This window comes from Aquicoccus sp. (genome assembly GCF_041686535.1).
In the GTDB taxonomy this organism is placed as follows: domain Bacteria; phylum Pseudomonadota; class Alphaproteobacteria; order Rhodobacterales; family Rhodobacteraceae; genus Aquicoccus.
Window position 1 is genome coordinate 67,202 of the sequence record NZ_JAWLDS010000005.1, and the last position, 13,206, is coordinate 80,407.

Annotated in this window: 21 protein-coding genes; all 21 read right to left on the reverse strand. The window is 59.9% G+C overall.

The genetic code is table 11. The features are described 5' to 3' along the window. Positions 1 to 60: 60 nt before the first annotated feature. A complete protein-coding gene (locus ACESL9_RS02500; RefSeq protein WP_372614946.1) occupies positions 61 to 1,374 on the reverse strand; it encodes a replication-associated recombination protein A in 1,314 nt (437 codons plus the stop codon). Continuing rightward, positions 1,374 to 2,756 carry a trypsin-like peptidase domain-containing protein gene (locus ACESL9_RS02505; RefSeq protein WP_372674471.1) on the reverse strand — a complete coding sequence of 461 codons (1,383 nt, stop codon included), beginning with the start codon at positions 2,754 to 2,756 and terminating at the stop codon, positions 1,374 to 1,376. The genes ACESL9_RS02500 and ACESL9_RS02505 overlap by 1 nt, the downstream gene beginning before the upstream one ends. A 120-nt stretch (positions 2,757 to 2,876) precedes the next feature. Next, a complete protein-coding gene (rplQ, locus tag ACESL9_RS02510; RefSeq protein ID WP_372614948.1) occupies positions 2,877 to 3,305 on the reverse strand; it encodes a 50S ribosomal protein L17 in 429 nt (142 codons plus the stop codon). A gap of 151 nt (positions 3,306 to 3,456) precedes the next feature. After that, positions 3,457 to 4,473, reverse strand: coding sequence for a DNA-directed RNA polymerase subunit alpha (locus ACESL9_RS02515; RefSeq protein WP_372614949.1), 1,017 nt, complete (start codon positions 4,471 to 4,473; stop codon positions 3,457 to 3,459). A 113-nt stretch (positions 4,474 to 4,586) separates the two neighbouring features. Continuing rightward, positions 4,587 to 4,979 (reverse strand): 30S ribosomal protein S11, encoded by a 393-nt coding sequence (rpsK, locus tag ACESL9_RS02520; RefSeq protein ID WP_372614950.1) that lies wholly within the window; start codon positions 4,977 to 4,979, stop codon positions 4,587 to 4,589. A gap of 14 nt (positions 4,980 to 4,993) precedes the next feature. Continuing rightward, on the reverse strand, positions 4,994 to 5,362 hold the full coding sequence (gene rpsM, locus ACESL9_RS02525; protein ID WP_111363302.1) for a 30S ribosomal protein S13: 369 nt from the start codon (positions 5,360 to 5,362) through the stop codon (positions 4,994 to 4,996). A gap of 259 nt (positions 5,363 to 5,621) precedes the next feature. Next, entirely contained in the window at positions 5,622 to 6,200 is a 579-nt protein-coding gene (locus ACESL9_RS02530; RefSeq protein WP_372614951.1) for an adenylate kinase, read from the reverse strand. Next, entirely contained in the window at positions 6,197 to 7,558 is a 1,362-nt protein-coding gene (secY, locus tag ACESL9_RS02535; RefSeq protein WP_372614952.1) for a preprotein translocase subunit SecY, read from the reverse strand. The genes ACESL9_RS02530 and secY overlap by 4 nt, the downstream gene beginning before the upstream one ends. A gap of 107 nt (positions 7,559 to 7,665) precedes the next feature. Beyond that, positions 7,666 to 8,139 carry a 50S ribosomal protein L15 gene (rplO, locus tag ACESL9_RS02540; protein ID WP_372614953.1) on the reverse strand — a complete coding sequence of 158 codons (474 nt, stop codon included), beginning with the start codon at positions 8,137 to 8,139 and terminating at the stop codon, positions 7,666 to 7,668. A gap of 190 nt (positions 8,140 to 8,329) precedes the next feature. Next, positions 8,330 to 8,518, reverse strand: a complete 189-nt coding sequence (rpmD, locus tag ACESL9_RS02545) for a 50S ribosomal protein L30 (RefSeq protein ID WP_372614954.1) — start codon at positions 8,516 to 8,518, stop codon at positions 8,330 to 8,332. A 12-nt stretch (positions 8,519 to 8,530) separates the two neighbouring features. Further along, complete coding sequence (gene rpsE / locus ACESL9_RS02550) at positions 8,531 to 9,100, reverse strand: 30S ribosomal protein S5 (protein ID WP_372614955.1); 570 nt, start codon at positions 9,098 to 9,100, stop codon at positions 8,531 to 8,533. Between the two features lie 11 nt (positions 9,101 to 9,111). Continuing rightward, positions 9,112 to 9,471, reverse strand: a complete 360-nt coding sequence (rplR, locus tag ACESL9_RS02555; RefSeq protein WP_372614956.1) for a 50S ribosomal protein L18 — start codon at positions 9,469 to 9,471, stop codon at positions 9,112 to 9,114. A gap of 11 nt (positions 9,472 to 9,482) precedes the next feature. Further along, positions 9,483 to 10,016: a 50S ribosomal protein L6 gene (rplF, locus tag ACESL9_RS02560; protein WP_372614957.1), complete on the reverse strand. Its 534-nt coding sequence runs from the start codon at positions 10,014 to 10,016 to the stop codon at positions 9,483 to 9,485. A gap of 12 nt (positions 10,017 to 10,028) precedes the next feature. After that, positions 10,029 to 10,421 carry a 30S ribosomal protein S8 gene (gene rpsH / locus ACESL9_RS02565; RefSeq protein WP_372614958.1) on the reverse strand — a complete coding sequence of 131 codons (393 nt, stop codon included), beginning with the start codon at positions 10,419 to 10,421 and terminating at the stop codon, positions 10,029 to 10,031. A 12-nt stretch (positions 10,422 to 10,433) separates the two neighbouring features. Continuing rightward, a complete protein-coding gene (gene rpsN / locus ACESL9_RS02570) occupies positions 10,434 to 10,739 on the reverse strand; it encodes a 30S ribosomal protein S14 (RefSeq protein ID WP_372614959.1) in 306 nt (101 codons plus the stop codon). Between the two features lie 19 nt (positions 10,740 to 10,758). Continuing rightward, positions 10,759 to 11,322 (reverse strand): 50S ribosomal protein L5, encoded by a 564-nt coding sequence (gene rplE / locus ACESL9_RS02575; RefSeq protein WP_372614960.1) that lies wholly within the window; start codon positions 11,320 to 11,322, stop codon positions 10,759 to 10,761. Continuing rightward, positions 11,315 to 11,626, reverse strand: a complete 312-nt coding sequence (gene rplX / locus ACESL9_RS02580; RefSeq protein WP_372614961.1) for a 50S ribosomal protein L24 — start codon at positions 11,624 to 11,626, stop codon at positions 11,315 to 11,317. Before rplX ends, rplE begins: the two co-directional genes overlap by 8 nt. Before the next feature lies 1 nt (position 11,627). Beyond that, the gene (gene rplN / locus ACESL9_RS02585) at positions 11,628 to 11,996 is read right to left on the reverse strand and encodes a 50S ribosomal protein L14 (RefSeq protein ID WP_085880043.1); all 369 of its coding nucleotides are present in this window, start codon (positions 11,994 to 11,996) and stop codon (positions 11,628 to 11,630) included. A gap of 81 nt (positions 11,997 to 12,077) precedes the next feature. After that, entirely contained in the window at positions 12,078 to 12,308 is a 231-nt protein-coding gene (rpsQ, locus tag ACESL9_RS02590; RefSeq protein ID WP_372614962.1) for a 30S ribosomal protein S17, read from the reverse strand. A gap of 14 nt (positions 12,309 to 12,322) precedes the next feature. Further along, entirely contained in the window at positions 12,323 to 12,529 is a 207-nt protein-coding gene (rpmC, locus tag ACESL9_RS02595; protein WP_372614974.1) for a 50S ribosomal protein L29, read from the reverse strand. Positions 12,530 to 12,705: 176 nt separating this feature from the next. Continuing rightward, positions 12,706 to 13,206: bacterioferritin (locus ACESL9_RS02600; protein ID WP_372674472.1), on the reverse strand; the 501-nt coding region annotated here is incomplete at its 5' end.

Below are 13,206 nucleotides of genomic sequence, written 5' to 3' on the forward strand. Positions count from 1 at the left end.
GTCTGTCTCAGGGGGCGGGCGGTTTGTCAAGTTGGGGCAGGTATGCGCTGCGGGCCAGCTTCATCTCCCGCGCTGAAGCCGCTGTTTGGTGAACCAGTCGAGCCGTTTTTTCAACTCGCGTTCGAATCCGCGTTCGACCGGCTGGTAAAGGACCGGGCGTTTCATGCCCTCGGGGAAATAGTTCTGCCCCGAGAACCCGTCTTCGGCTTCGTGGTCATAGGCATAACCCGCACCATAGCCCTGGTCCTTCATCAACGCGGTCGGTGCGTTCAGGATATGCTTGGGCGGCGGTTCCGAGCCGGTTTTCTTGGCCTGCGCGCGGGCGGCCTTGTAGGCCGCATAGCCCGCGTTCGATTTTGGCGCCAGCGCCAGATAGACCAGCGCCTGCGCAAGTGCAAGTTCACCCTCGGGGCTGCCGAGCCGCTCATAGACTTCCCAAGCATGCAGGCAATGGGTCTGAGCGTTGGGATCGGCCAGGCCGATATCCTCGATCGCCATGCGAGTGATGCGCCTGGCGAGGTAACGCGGGTCTTCGCCGCCTTCAAGCATCCGCGCAAGCCAGTAAAGTGCGGCGTCCGGGTCTGAGCCGCGCACTGACTTGTGCAGCGCCGAGATCAGGTTGAAATGCTCATCGCCCGACTTGTCGTATTGCGCCGCCCGCCGCATCAGCCGCATGGTCAACGCCTTGGTATCGTGCTTGCCGTCAGCCTTCCACGCCATCACCTGTTCAATGAGGTTCAACAGTGCGCGCCCGTCGCCATCGGCCATTTCCAGAAGCGCCTCGCGCGCAGGCCCGTCGAGCGGCAGAGTTCGGCCCAGATCACTTTCGGCGCGCTGTGCCAGCCGTTCGAGATCGGCCAGTTCCAGCCGGGTCAGCACCAGCACCTGCGCGCGGCTGAGAAGAGCAGCGTTCAACTCGAAACTCGGGTTCTCGGTGGTGGCGCCCACCAGAAGGATCGTGCCATCCTCCATATGCGGCAGGAAACTGTCCTGCTGCGCTTTGTTGAAGCGGTGGATCTCATCGACGAAAAGCAACGTGCCCTGTCCGTTGGCGCGCCTGTGTTTTGCGGCCTCGAAAACCTTGCGCAACTCGGACACGCCCGAGAAGATCGCGCTGATCTGTTCAAAATGCAGATCGGTCTCGTCCGCGAGCAGCCGTGCGATGGTGGTCTTGCCCACGCCGGGCGGTCCCCAGAATATGAGCGACGACAGCGAGCCTGAGGCCAGCATCGCCCCCAGCGGCGCATCGGGGCCGAGCACCTGATCCTGTCCGATCACCTCCGATAGTGCGCGCGGGCGCAGCCGGTCGGCCAGCGGGCGCGGACCCTTGGGCGGCCCGGTAGCACCCGGGGCGGTATCGAACAGGTCGCTCATCAGAGCCGGAACCGCATCACGCGGCGCTGTGTGCCGCGCTGCACCTCGAGCGAGAGCCGGCGCGACGCCCCTTCGAGAAGTTGCAGGGCGGTGTCAGTGTCATCCACCGCGACATCGTTGATCGCGCGCAGGATATCCCCCCTTGCCAGCCCGGCGCGCGGCCCGGACGGGCCAGGATCGGAGACCACCACACCTTCGGATGAGAGCGGCAGACCAAGTTCGGCCAACACGGCCGGGTTGATGTTAGACAATTCAAGCAAGGGAATCGCCGCATTGCGCGAGCTCGTGCGCGTATCACGCAGCGGCGTTTCGGGCGCCGCGAGAAGCAGCACCTCGACCTGCGTCTCGTCGCCGTCGCGCACATGGGTAACGCTGACCCGGTTGCCCAGCCCGGCAACGCTCATCCGATAGACCATCTCGTCCGGCGTATTTACCGGCTGATCATCGACGGCCATGACCACGTCGCCGGGGCGAATTCCCGCGTCGAGAAACGGGCTGACCGGGTGCAGTTCGGAAATCACGATCCCGCGCGGCGTGCCGAGTCCGAGGCTTTCGGCGATATCGCTGTCGACCGGCTGTCCGTTCATCCCCGCCCATGGGCGCAGGAATTTCTCATGCCCAGCCTCGGCCTGTTCCACGAAGCGCGCCACCAGCGTGGCCGGTATGGCGAACCCGATCCCGTTCGACCCGCCCGAGCGCGTGAGAATGCGAGTGTTGATCCCGATCAGCCGCCCGCTCACATCGACCAGCGCGCCGCCGGAATTGCCCGGGTTGATCGGCGCATCGGTCTGAATGTAATAGCCCCGCGATGACCCCGTGGCCGTACCCGACCGCGCCAGCCCCGAGACGATCCCGCTCGTTACCGTCTGGCCCACGCCAAACGGGTTGCCGATCGCCAGAACCAGTTCGCCCACCTCGATTGTATCGCTGTCGCGAATGTCGAGGTGCGGCAGCCCCTCGCCGCCACGGATCCGCAGGATGGCGAGATCCGCCTCCTGGTCGGCAAGCAGTATCTCGGCCTCGAATTCGCGCCGGTCATTGAGAACAACCCGGATATCCTGTGCCCCGCCGACCACGTGGAAATTCGACACCATGATCCCGTCGGCGGTCAGGATCACCCCCGAACCGAGGCTGTTCTGCACCTGCGGGCGGGAGGCGCCGAAGCCCTCAAAGAAATCGCGAAAGAACGGATCATCGGCAAACGGGCTGCTCTGACGCTTCTCGACGACGCGCCTTGCGTAGATGTTGACCACGGCCGGCGCCGCCTCCTTGACCAACGGCGCAAAGCCAAGCGCGATCTCGCCCTGGCTTTGCGGAATGCGGGTCTCGGCGGCCAGCGGGGTGGCGATCACGACCGCGATCAGGGCAAGTATGAGACGCATTCCGACCTCCCTTGGACTGGACCAGATATGCGGAGCGCGCCGCCGGAATGCAAGTCGGGGCAAACGCTAAACCCCCGCCACGTGGACGGGGGTTTCATGAATTCATCAGGGGCGCGAGGATCAGCCCTCGCCCATCTCCGCCGCGTCCTCGGCGGCGACGCGGGCCTTGTCGGCGGCGCCCTTGGCGTCGGGGTCGCGGTCAACCAGTTCAATGATTGCCATCGGTGCCATGTCGCCATAGCGGAACCCGGCCTTGAGAACACGGGTGTAACCACCACTGCGCTCGGCATAGCGCGGGCCAAGAACTTCAAAGAGCTTGGCCACGTCCTTGTCCTGCTTAAGCTGCGCCGCGGCCTGGCGGCGGGCATGCAGATCGCCGCGTTTGCCCAGCGTGATCATCTTATCCATCACCCGCTTGAGTTCCTTGGCCTTGGGCAAGGTGGTCTTGATCTGCTCATGCTCGATGAGCGACCCGGCCATGTTCGAGAAGAGCGCCTTGCGGTGCTCATGTGTGCGGTTGAGGCGGCGATAGCCTTTTGCATGACGCATGTGTCTTACTCCTAATTGCCCTCTACGGGCTGTTTTGCTTTGTCCGGCCGGCGATGCGTGTCACCGGCTCTCCTTGGGGCAGGGTTGCCCTGGGCTCGAGTTGCCCCCACCCTACGATCCGTCCGTAGAGTGGGAACCAATTCATAATGCCTCAAAAGGCATCCTCGAATTTCTTGGCGAGGTCTTCGATATTGTCCGGCGGCCAGTCCTCCACATCCATCCCGAGATGCAAGCCCATGCCCGAGAGAACTTCCTTGATCTCGTTGAGAGACTTGCGGCCGAAGTTCGGGGTGCGAAGCATCTCCGCCTCGGTCTTCTGGATCAGATCGCCGATATATACAATGTTGTCGTTCTTGAGACAGTTGGCCGAACGCACCGAAAGCTCAAGTTCATCGACTTTCTTGAGCAGAAGCGGATTGAATTCGAGCCCATCATCTTCAACCTCCCGACCCGAAGCCTCAGGCTCGTCGAAGTTAACGAAGATCGACAATTGATCCTGAAGGATACGCGCCGCGAACGCTACTGCGTCATCCGGCGAGATCGATCCGTCGGTCTCAAGTTTGAGCGTCAGCTTGTCATAATCAAGCACTTGCCCTTCGCGCGTCGGCTGAACATCATAAGAGACTTTCGTGATCGGCGAATAGATCGCGTCGATCGGAATGAGCCCGATGGGTGCATCCTCCGGCTTGTTCTTGTCTGCCGCAACATAACCCTTACCAGTGTTCACACTAAGTTCCATATAGACATCCGCACCTTCATCAAGGTGACAGATCACATGCTCCTTGTTTAGGACCTCGATGCCCGCGCTGTCGGAGATGTCGGCGGCAGTAACAGCGCCGGGGCCCTTGGCATTGATCGATAGACGCTTGGGACCCTCGACCTCCATACGCAGCGCAACACCCTTCAGGTTCAGGACAATATCGGTCACATCCTCACGCACACCCGGCACCGACGAGAACTCATGAAGCACATTGTCGATCTGAACGCTGGTGATCGCGGCACCTTGCAAGGAGCTCATCAGCACCCGACGCAGCGCGTTGCCCAGTGTCAGGCCGAAACCCCGCTCAAGCGGCTCTGCAATAACGGTTGCCTGACGTGCCGGATCACCACCCGGCCTAACGTCCAACTGCGTGGGTTTGATCAGTTCCTGCCAGTTCTTGTGGATCATGCGTCCCTCCATTCCTGTCTTTCGCCCCATGTCCAAAGGCAAAAGACGCCCGAGGTTTAAAATGACGGCAAGAGGCCGGGCATAGGTGCCAGGCCCCTCTTAGTTGCAAGCAATCAGACGCGGCGGCGCTTTGGCGGACGACAGCCGTTGTGAGCTATCGGGGTCACATCACGGATCGAGGTGATGTTGAACCCGGCGGCAGCCAGTGCGCGGAGCGCCGACTCGCGACCTGAACCGGGGCCCTGCACTTCCACTTCTAGCGTTTTAACGCCGTGCTCCTGCGCCTTGCGGCCGGCGTCTTCGGCAGCCATCTGCGCTGCGTACGGGGTCGATTTACGCGACCCCTTGAATCCCATCGTTCCGGCTGACGACCAGGAGATTGCATTACCCTGCACATCCGAAATGAGGATTTTGGTGTTATTGAAACTGGAATTCACGTGTGCAACGCCAGCAGCGATGTTCTTGGAGACCTTTTTCTTGCCCCCGCGACGAATCTCTCGTGCCATTTATAAAGCTCCCCTTACTTCTTCTTGCCGGCAATGGCCTTTGCCGGGCCCTTGCGCGTACGTGCGTTCGTATGAGTGCGCTGACCACGCACGGGGAGGTTGCGACGATGGCGCAGGCCGCGATAGCAACCCAGATCCATCAGGCGCTTGATGTTCATCTGCACCTCGCGGCGCAGATCGCCTTCGACGGTATAGTTCGTGTCGATATGCTCGCGGATAGCCACGGCTTCGGAGTCCGAGAGCTCGTTTACACGGCGAGAATGGTCGATGCCCACGGCATCGCAAATGGACCGCGCCGCAGAGGGGCCGATTCCTGTAATATAGGTGAGGGCAATCGGGACCCGCTTGTGGGTCGGGATATTGACGCCGGCGATACGTGCCACGTTTCTTTTCCTTTCGTTGCGGTTCCGTAACTCCAGAACCTTTTTTCACAACGCAGGCCCGAGGCGCTTTCCGCTCCGGGCCGCAGCTGATTTCGAGATGATGTCCGATGCCGGGGGCGACCCGGCGAGAATCGGTTCCCAAGGGGATGGTGCTGGGTATTGGGAATTCGTTAGGGCGTCAAGCCCCGGATATGCACTTTTCGATCCACGCCCATTTCTGTGTGGAAAAGGCGGCAAACCAGACTTTCAAAGACTTCAATCAGCCGTCCAACACCGTCGAAATCGCGGCTTGCACTTCGCCGATCTCGCCCAGTCCGTCTACCACTTTCAACAGGCCTTTGGCATGGTAATAACCGATCAATGGCGATGTCTTCTTGTAATATTCCATCAGTCGCTGCTTGACGCTTTCCGCGTTGTCGTCGGCACGCACTGGCAGGCCGGCTGCGCGAGCCTCCTCGGCCCTGTTGACAATACGCTTGACAAGCGTTTCATCATCGACTCGCAACTCGATCACCGCGTCTAGGTCCTCTCCCTGTTCGGTCAACAGATCACCGAGCGCGTCAGCCTGCGCCAGGGTACGAGGAAACCCGTCAAAGATGAAGCCGCCGCGCGTTTCGCCCCGAAGCTTCTCGCGGATCAGGCCGATCACTATCTCATCGGTGACCAGATCACCGCGGGCCATGACATCAGCAACCATCTTGCCCATCTCCGTGCCAGAAGCCTTGGCCTCACGGAGCATATCGCCGGTCGACAACTGAATCATATCTCGGGACTCGACGAGATAGCTGGCCTGAGTGCCCTTCCCGGCCCCTGGCGGGCCTAGCAGAATGATATTCATCGGCGCGATGGTCCTTTCTTCTTGCGCCGCCGGCCCTTGCCAGACAGCTGTGACTTTTCGATCAGCCCTTCATACTGATGCGCCAGAAGATGGCTTTGCACTTGCTGGATCGTATCCATGGTGACCGACACCACGATCAGAACCGACGTGCCACCAAAATAGAAGGGAATTGCCAGCTGGCTGCGCAGTATTTCAGGCAAAAGACACACAAGCGCAAGATATCCCGACCCCAGAACGAGAACGCGGTTAACCACATATTCGAGATACTCGGCCGTTCTCTTCCCCGGCCGGATGCCGGGAACAAACCCGTTCTGGTTCTTGAGGTTCTCGGCCACGTCGTCAGGTTTGAAGCTGACATTGAACGTGTAGAAATAGGCAAAGAACACAATCATCGCGACAAAGAAGGCCAGATAAAGCGGTTGTCCAGGGCCGAAATACGCCATGATCGTCGACATCACCGGGCCGGTCTGGTTGCCACTGAAGGTGCTGATCGTCACGGGAAGCAGCAAGAGCGAGCTTGCAAAGATCGCGGGGATCACGCCCGAGGGGTTGACCTTGACCGGCAGGTGCGACGAACCGCCGTCATACACCTTCATCCCGACTTGGCGGCGCGGATACTGGATATGGATCTTTCGCAGCGCCCGTTCCATGAAGACCACGAATCCGATCGTGACCACGACCATGAGCATGACCCCGATAATCACCGCCGGGCTGATCGCGCCCGATCGGCCCTGGCTGAAGAACTGTGCTAGCGCAGCGGGCACTTCGGCGATGATGCCGACGAAAATAATAAGCGAGATACCATTACCCACGCCGCGCGCAGTGATTTGCTCGCCGAGCCACATCAGAAACATCGTGCCGCCGACAAGTGTGATCATCGTGGAGGCGCGAAAAAACAGCCCAGGGTCGGTGGCCAGATCGCCAGCCTCAAGGCTAACGGCGAGGCCATAGCTTTGCAACGTGGCCAGGAACACCGTGCCATAGCGAGTATACTGGTTGATCTTCTTGCGCCCCTGCTCACCCTCTTTCTTGAGCTGTTCAAGCGCAGGCACCATTGAAGCCAGAAGCTGCACGATGATCGAGGCCGAGATATACGGCATGATACCGAGGGCAAAAATACCCATCCGACCCAGCGCCCCACCGGTAAACATCGACAGGATACCGCCAATACCCGCCGCCGCGCCGTCCATGAATTCGCGCAATGCCGCCCCGTCGATTCCCGGGACGGGAATAAAAGTGCCCAACCGATAGACGATCAGCAAGCCCAGCGTAAACAGGATGCGATTGCGGAGATCGGTGGCTTTCCCAAGCGCCGCCCAGCTTGTGTTGGCGGCCATTTGTTCTGCGGCGGATACCATTCAGTGCTCTTTCATGCATGCGCCGCCGGGGCGGTTTCCCCGGCCCGGCGGCGCTGAATCGGAAAACTTGAGGTTATGTAAGCCCCGGATGCTCCGGGGACAACCTCTTATTCGGCGGCTGCCCTGGCCGTGGTCGTAAGCTTACCACCGGCTTTCTCGACCGCTAAGATGGCGGATTTCGATGCGCCAGTCACTTCAAGGGTGAGTTTGGCCGAGATATCGCCCTTGGCCAGAACCCGGATGCCATCAAGTTTACGGCGAACCAGGCCACTTTCGATCAGGGCATCCTCGGTGATCGGCGCCTTGGCGTCGAGCTTTCCGGAATCGATGAACTTCTGGATCAAGCCCAGATTAACAACCGCGAATGACTTGCGGTTGGGTTTGTTGAAGCCACGCTTGGGCAGGCGTTGATAAAGTGGCATCTGGCCACCTTCGTAGCCCTTGATCGCCACGCCCGAGCGGGATTTCTGGCCCTTGATACCACGGCCGCCCATCTTTCCGGTGCCCGAACCCGGGCCACGGCCGACGCGTTTTCTCGACTTGGTAGCGCCGGGATTGTCGTGCAATTCGTTGAGTTTCATGTCGCTTCTCCTTTGCCGGAACTGCACCCGAAGCGGAATGGAACAGACGCGGCGTTTCTTGGTTCTGTAAGTCGGCCCGGTGGACACCGGGGGCGTATAAGGTCAAATACGGCGCAATGCAAGTCCGTCACCATGAACGCACCCCGGTCATCTCTGACCGGGGGCGCAGGGCTTCCAACAGAGCCGGGCTTCAGCCCTTCTCTTCGACGATCTGCACCATGTGCGGGATCTTTGCGATCATGCCGCGAACTGCGGGTGTATCCTCAAGCTCACGGGTCTTGTGCAACTTGTTGAGGCCAAGACCAACGAGCGTTGCACGCTGCTTGGCCGGGCGACGGATCGGGCTACCGATCTGTTTGACGACGATGGTTTTTGCCATGTTCCCGTTTCCTTACGCCTGGACCGCTTCGGCAGCAGGGGCTTCGTCACCCTTACGCAGGATGTCAGCCACCTTCTTGCCGCGACGCTGCGCCACCATGCGGGGGCTGGTTTCCTTTTGCAGGCCGTTGATCGTGGCGCGGATCATGTTGTAGGGGTTTTGCGTTCCCAACGATTTCGACACCACATCCTTGATGCCCAGCATCTCGAACACGGCCCGCATCGGACCACCAGCGATGATGCCCGTACCCTCCGGCGCAGTGCGCATGACGACTTTGCCAGCACCATGGCGACCTTCCATATCATGATGCAGGGTGCGGCCCTCGCGCAAAGGTACGCGGATCATCTGACGCTTGGCCTGTTCGGTGGCCTTGCGAATGGCCTCGGGGACCTCTTTCGCCTTGCCCTTTCCGAAACCGACGCGGCCTTTCTGATCGCCGACAACCACCAGCGCGGCAAAGCCGAAGCGTTTGCCGCCCTTGACAGTCTTCGACACGCGGTTGATCGCGACGAGGCGATCAGCGAATTCAGGGGCCTCTTCGCGCTCGCGACCGCGGCCCCGCTGTTGACCTTCTCTTGCCATTCCTCGTCTCCTTAAATCTTCAGGCCGCCGTCACGGGCAGCCTCGGCCAGCGCCCTGATGCGCCCGTGAAAGAGAAATCCACCCCGGTCGAAATAGGCCTCTTCAACACCCGCCTTCTTTGCGCGCTCGGCGATCGCGGCACCCACCTTGGTGGCGGCCTCCACGTTGTTCCTGCCGACAACGCCAAGCGCTTTTTCCAGCGAAGAGGCTGCGGCGACCGTACGGCCCGCCACGTCGTCGATCAACTGCGCACTGATGTTCTTCGACGAACGGTGCACCGAAAGGCGTAGCTTGCCCTTGTTGACCTTGCGAAGCTTGTTCCGGACGCGCAGGCGGCGCTTGAGGAACAGTTCCCGTTTGCTGTTTGCCATTGTTCCCGTCCTTACTTCTTCTTGCCTTCCTTGCGGAAGATATACTCGCCCTTGTGCCTGATTCCCTTGCCCTTGTAGGGTTCGGGCGCACGCCATTCGCGGATATTAGCCGCGACTTGACCGACGAGTTGCGAATCATCGCCTTCGATGACGATCTCGGTCTGCTTCGGGCAGGTCACAGTAACCCCTTTGGGCACCTCGAAATTGACCTCGTGACTGTAGCCGAGGTTCAGTTTCAGGATATTGCCCTGCACCTGCGCGCGATAGCCGACGCCGGTGATCTCGAGCTCTTTCTTGAACCCATCGGTAACACCCTGAACCATGTTGGCAACCATCGTGCGGCTCATGCCCCACTGCTGGAGTGCGCGCTTGGATTTGCCACGCGGCGTCACCCGGATCACGTTATCATCCAGCGTGATGGTCACATCATCGGTGGCCGTAAAGCGATGCGTCGCCTTCGGACCCTTGATTTCGACGGTCTGGCCGGAGATCGTGGCGCTTACGCCCGATGGCAGCTCGACCGGCTTTTTCCCAATTCGAGACATTCTCCGTTCTCCTTAGAAGACCGTGCAAAGCACTTCGCCACCAACATTCTGGCTGCGCGCGCTTGCATCCGACATCACGCCACGCGGCGTGCTGACAATCGACACGCCAAGGCCCTGACGGACCGAGGGGATGTCCTTGACGCCCATGTAAACACGGCGTCCCGGGGTCGAAACCCGCTTGACCTCGCGAATGACGGGGGCGCCGTCATAGTATTTCAGGCTGATCTCGAGGGTCGGATGGCCCTTTGCATCAGTGCCCTTTTCATAGCCGCGGATGTAGCCTTCGTCGGCCAGCACATCCAGGACCCAGCCGCGCAGCTTCGATGCAGGTGTCGACACCGTCGACTTGCCGCGCATCTGGGCGTTGCGAATACGGGTGAGCATATCGCCGATAGGATCGTTCATGTCACTCTCTCCTTACCAGCTCGATTTGACCAGGCCGGGGATCTGCCCGGCAGAGCCCAGTTCGCGCATCGCGATCCGGCTGACCTTGAGCTTGCGATAATACGCATGCGGGCGCCCGGTAAGCTGGCAACGGTTGTGCAGACGGGTGGCCGAACTGTTGCGCGGCAGCTTCGCCAACTTCAGAGAGGCGCGGAAGCGCTCTTCCATAGGCTTTGACTCGTCGCTGATGATTTCCTTGAGCGCAGCGCGCTTGCGGGCATATTTCTCGACCAGGCGCTGGCGTTTCTTTTCGCGCTCGATCATGGATTTTTTAGCCATATCAATCTCCTCCCGCGGATCAGCTGTTGAAGGGCATGTTGAAGTGTTTCAACAGCGCCTTGGCTTCCGCGTCGGTTTTCGCGGTGGTGGCGATCACGATGTCCATGCCCCAGACTTCATCGACCTTGTCATAGTCGATTTCCGGGAACACGATATGCTCTTTCAGGCCGAGGGCATAATTGCCACGCCCGTCAAAGCTCTTGCCAGACACGCCACGAAAGTCGCGGATGCGGGGCATCGCGATGGTGATCAGCCGGTCGAGGAACTCATACATCCGGTTGCCACGCAACGTTACCTTGGCGCCCATCGGCATGCCCTCGCGTACGCGAAAACCCGCGATCGAATTCTTGGCTATCGTCGGAACCGCCTTCTGACCAGCAATGGTGCTCAAGTCCTCGACAGCCGATTTGGCCTTCTTGCTGTCTTTCACTGCAGCACGGCCACAGCCGATATTGAGCACGATCTTGTCAAGGCACGGCGTCATCAAATCATTGGTGTATCCGAACTCTTCTTTCAGAGCGGCACGAATGCTCTCGCGATACACGGCCTTGAGACGCGGGGTATAAGTAGCAGCATCAAGCATCGATCACGTCCCCCGTGGTCTTGGCAAACCGGACCTTCTTGTCACCTTCGACCTTGAAGCCGACGCGGGTCGCCTTGCCGTTCTTGTCAACATAGGCCAGATTGCTCAGCGCGATGGGCATCGCTTTGGGCAAACGTCCGCCCTGCTCGGTCTGGGTTTGACGGCGATGGCGAATCGCCATGTTCACACCATCGACAATCGCCTTGCCCTCTTTGGGCATGACCTGGGAAATCGTGCCCTGTTTGCCCTTGTCCTTGCCGGCCAGAACGACAACCTTGTCGCCTTTTTTCAACTTGGCAGCCATCTTACAGCACCTCCGGGGCGAGCGAGATGATTTTCATGAAGTTCTTCGCGCGCAACTCACGAACCACCGGCCCGAAGATACGGGTGCCGATCGGCTCGTTGTTGTTGTTGAGGATCACGGCAGCGTTCCGGTCGAAGCGGATCGCGGTGCCGTCTTCGCGGCGAACTTCCTTTGCAGTCCGCACGACGACGGCCTTGCGCACATCGCCCTTTTTCACCCGACCGCGCGGAATGGCCTCTTTCACCGAAACGACGATGATATCGCCGACCGATGCGTAGCGGCGATGCGAGCCGCCGAGGACCTTGATGCACTGAACCCGGCGCGCGCCGGAGTTATCAGCAACATCCAGATTGGTCTGCATCTGGATCATATGGTTTCTCCCGACCTTTGGGACCGCCTTGCAGCAGGATCATGGCCCCAGGGTTTCGATTAAACCGGGTGTGATCGGGGCTTACGCCTCAAGCACCTCCCAGCGTTTCGTCTTGGATTTCGGAGCGCATTCGATGATGCGAACCTGGTCTCCCACCTTGAAGGTGTTCTTCTCATCGTGAGCCCGGTATTTCTTGGACTTACGGATGGTCTTTTTCAGAACCGGATGGGTGAAGCGGCGTTCGACGCTCACTGTGACGGTCTGTTCGTTGGCGTCCGAGGTGACGGTGCCTTGAAGGATACGCTTGGGCATGTGTCAGGCTCCTCTCACTCGGCCTTGGCCGCATCAACGGCCTTTTCGTTCAGGATGGTCATAACGCGCGCGGTGTCGCGTTTGACCTGGCGCATGCGCGCGGTGTTTTCCAGCGCGTTAGTCGCCTGCTGAAACCGCAGGTTGAAGCTCTCTTTTTTTAGGTTGGCCAGCTCTTCGCGGAGCTGATCCGGCGTCTTGTCACGCAGATCTTTGGCTAGCATGCCGTAGTCCTCTTTCAACATCACCGGAGGGCCGCGCGTGGCGTCACCCTGATTCCGATGGAGCCCATGGGTCGAAGTGCGCCGTATAGGCGGGTTTCTTGCCCATGGCAACCCCCTTGCACAGGAAACCCCCGCCGCATTGCAACAGCGGGGCGTTCCAGCACCTCGACAGGCAATCAGTCGTCGCTTTCCGTTTCTCCGGCGGTAACGTATTTCGAGGTATAGCGTTCCTCGCCGATCCGCTCGATCAGGCTCAATTGAAGCTCGAGCCAAGACTTGTGCCCCTCTTCATCAAGCGCGATCTCTTCGAACAGGGCCCGTGTCGCCAGATCGTCGGCTTCATAGGCCTCTTTCGAGGCACGCGTATAGAACGCGATTGCGTCCTTTTCGTCCTTTAGATCGGCCTTGAACATTTCCTTGAGTGAGCGCGCAACGCGTGGCGTCGCAGCAAAGGCCATCTCGGGCTCACCACCCAGGGCAAAGATTCGTTCGAGAAACCGGTCCGAGTGGCCGTTTTCCTCTTCGAACTCGCCACGCATCATGTCAGCCAGCTTGTCGAGTCCCCAATCATCGAGCAGATGCGCGTGAAGCTGATACTGATGCGCAGCCGTCAGTTCCATTTGCAAGGCGGTATTCAGGTTCTTCAAGGTCGTCGCGTTAGACATGGGACTTTCCCT

Excerpts from the sequence above, each read along its gene's own strand:
- ACESL9_RS02500 (WP_372614946.1), bottom strand. The coding sequence starts at position 1,374 with ATGAGCGACCTGTTCGATACCGCCCCGGGTGCTACCGGGCCGCCCAAG.
- ACESL9_RS02505 (WP_372674471.1), bottom strand. The coding sequence starts at position 2,756 with ATGCGTCTCATACTTGCCCTGATCGCGGTCGTGATCGCCACCCCGCTG.
- rplQ (WP_372614948.1), bottom strand. The coding sequence starts at position 3,305 with ATGCGTCATGCAAAAGGCTATCGCCGCCTCAACCGCACACATGAGCAC.
- ACESL9_RS02515 (WP_372614949.1), bottom strand. The coding sequence starts at position 4,473 with ATGATCCACAAGAACTGGCAGGAACTGATCAAACCCACGCAGTTGGAC.
- rpsK (WP_372614950.1), bottom strand. The coding sequence starts at position 4,979 with ATGGCACGAGAGATTCGTCGCGGGGGCAAGAAAAAGGTCTCCAAGAAC.
- ACESL9_RS02530 (WP_372614951.1), bottom strand. The coding sequence starts at position 6,200 with ATGAATATCATTCTGCTAGGCCCGCCAGGGGCCGGGAAGGGCACTCAG.
- secY (WP_372614952.1), bottom strand. The coding sequence starts at position 7,558 with ATGGTATCCGCCGCAGAACAAATGGCCGCCAACACAAGCTGGGCGGCG.
- rplO (WP_372614953.1), bottom strand. The coding sequence starts at position 8,139 with ATGAAACTCAACGAATTGCACGACAATCCCGGCGCTACCAAGTCGAGA.
- rpmD (WP_372614954.1), bottom strand. The coding sequence starts at position 8,518 with ATGGCAAAAACCATCGTCGTCAAACAGATCGGTAGCCCGATCCGTCGC.
- rpsE (WP_372614955.1), bottom strand. The coding sequence starts at position 9,100 with ATGGCAAGAGAAGGTCAACAGCGGGGCCGCGGTCGCGAGCGCGAAGAG.
- rplR (WP_372614956.1), bottom strand. The coding sequence starts at position 9,471 with ATGGCAAACAGCAAACGGGAACTGTTCCTCAAGCGCCGCCTGCGCGTC.
- rplF (WP_372614957.1), bottom strand. The coding sequence starts at position 10,016 with ATGTCTCGAATTGGGAAAAAGCCGGTCGAGCTGCCATCGGGCGTAAGC.
- rpsH (WP_372614958.1), bottom strand. The coding sequence starts at position 10,421 with ATGAACGATCCTATCGGCGATATGCTCACCCGTATTCGCAACGCCCAG.
- rpsN (WP_372614959.1), bottom strand. The coding sequence starts at position 10,739 with ATGGCTAAAAAATCCATGATCGAGCGCGAAAAGAAACGCCAGCGCCTG.
- rplE (WP_372614960.1), bottom strand. The coding sequence starts at position 11,322 with ATGCTTGATGCTGCTACTTATACCCCGCGTCTCAAGGCCGTGTATCGC.
- rplX (WP_372614961.1), bottom strand. The coding sequence starts at position 11,626 with ATGGCTGCCAAGTTGAAAAAAGGCGACAAGGTTGTCGTTCTGGCCGGC.
- rplN (WP_085880043.1), bottom strand. The coding sequence starts at position 11,996 with ATGATCCAGATGCAGACCAATCTGGATGTTGCTGATAACTCCGGCGCG.
- rpsQ (WP_372614962.1), bottom strand. The coding sequence starts at position 12,308 with ATGCCCAAGCGTATCCTTCAAGGCACCGTCACCTCGGACGCCAACGAA.
- rpmC (WP_372614974.1), bottom strand. The coding sequence starts at position 12,529 with ATGCTAGCCAAAGATCTGCGTGACAAGACGCCGGATCAGCTCCGCGAA.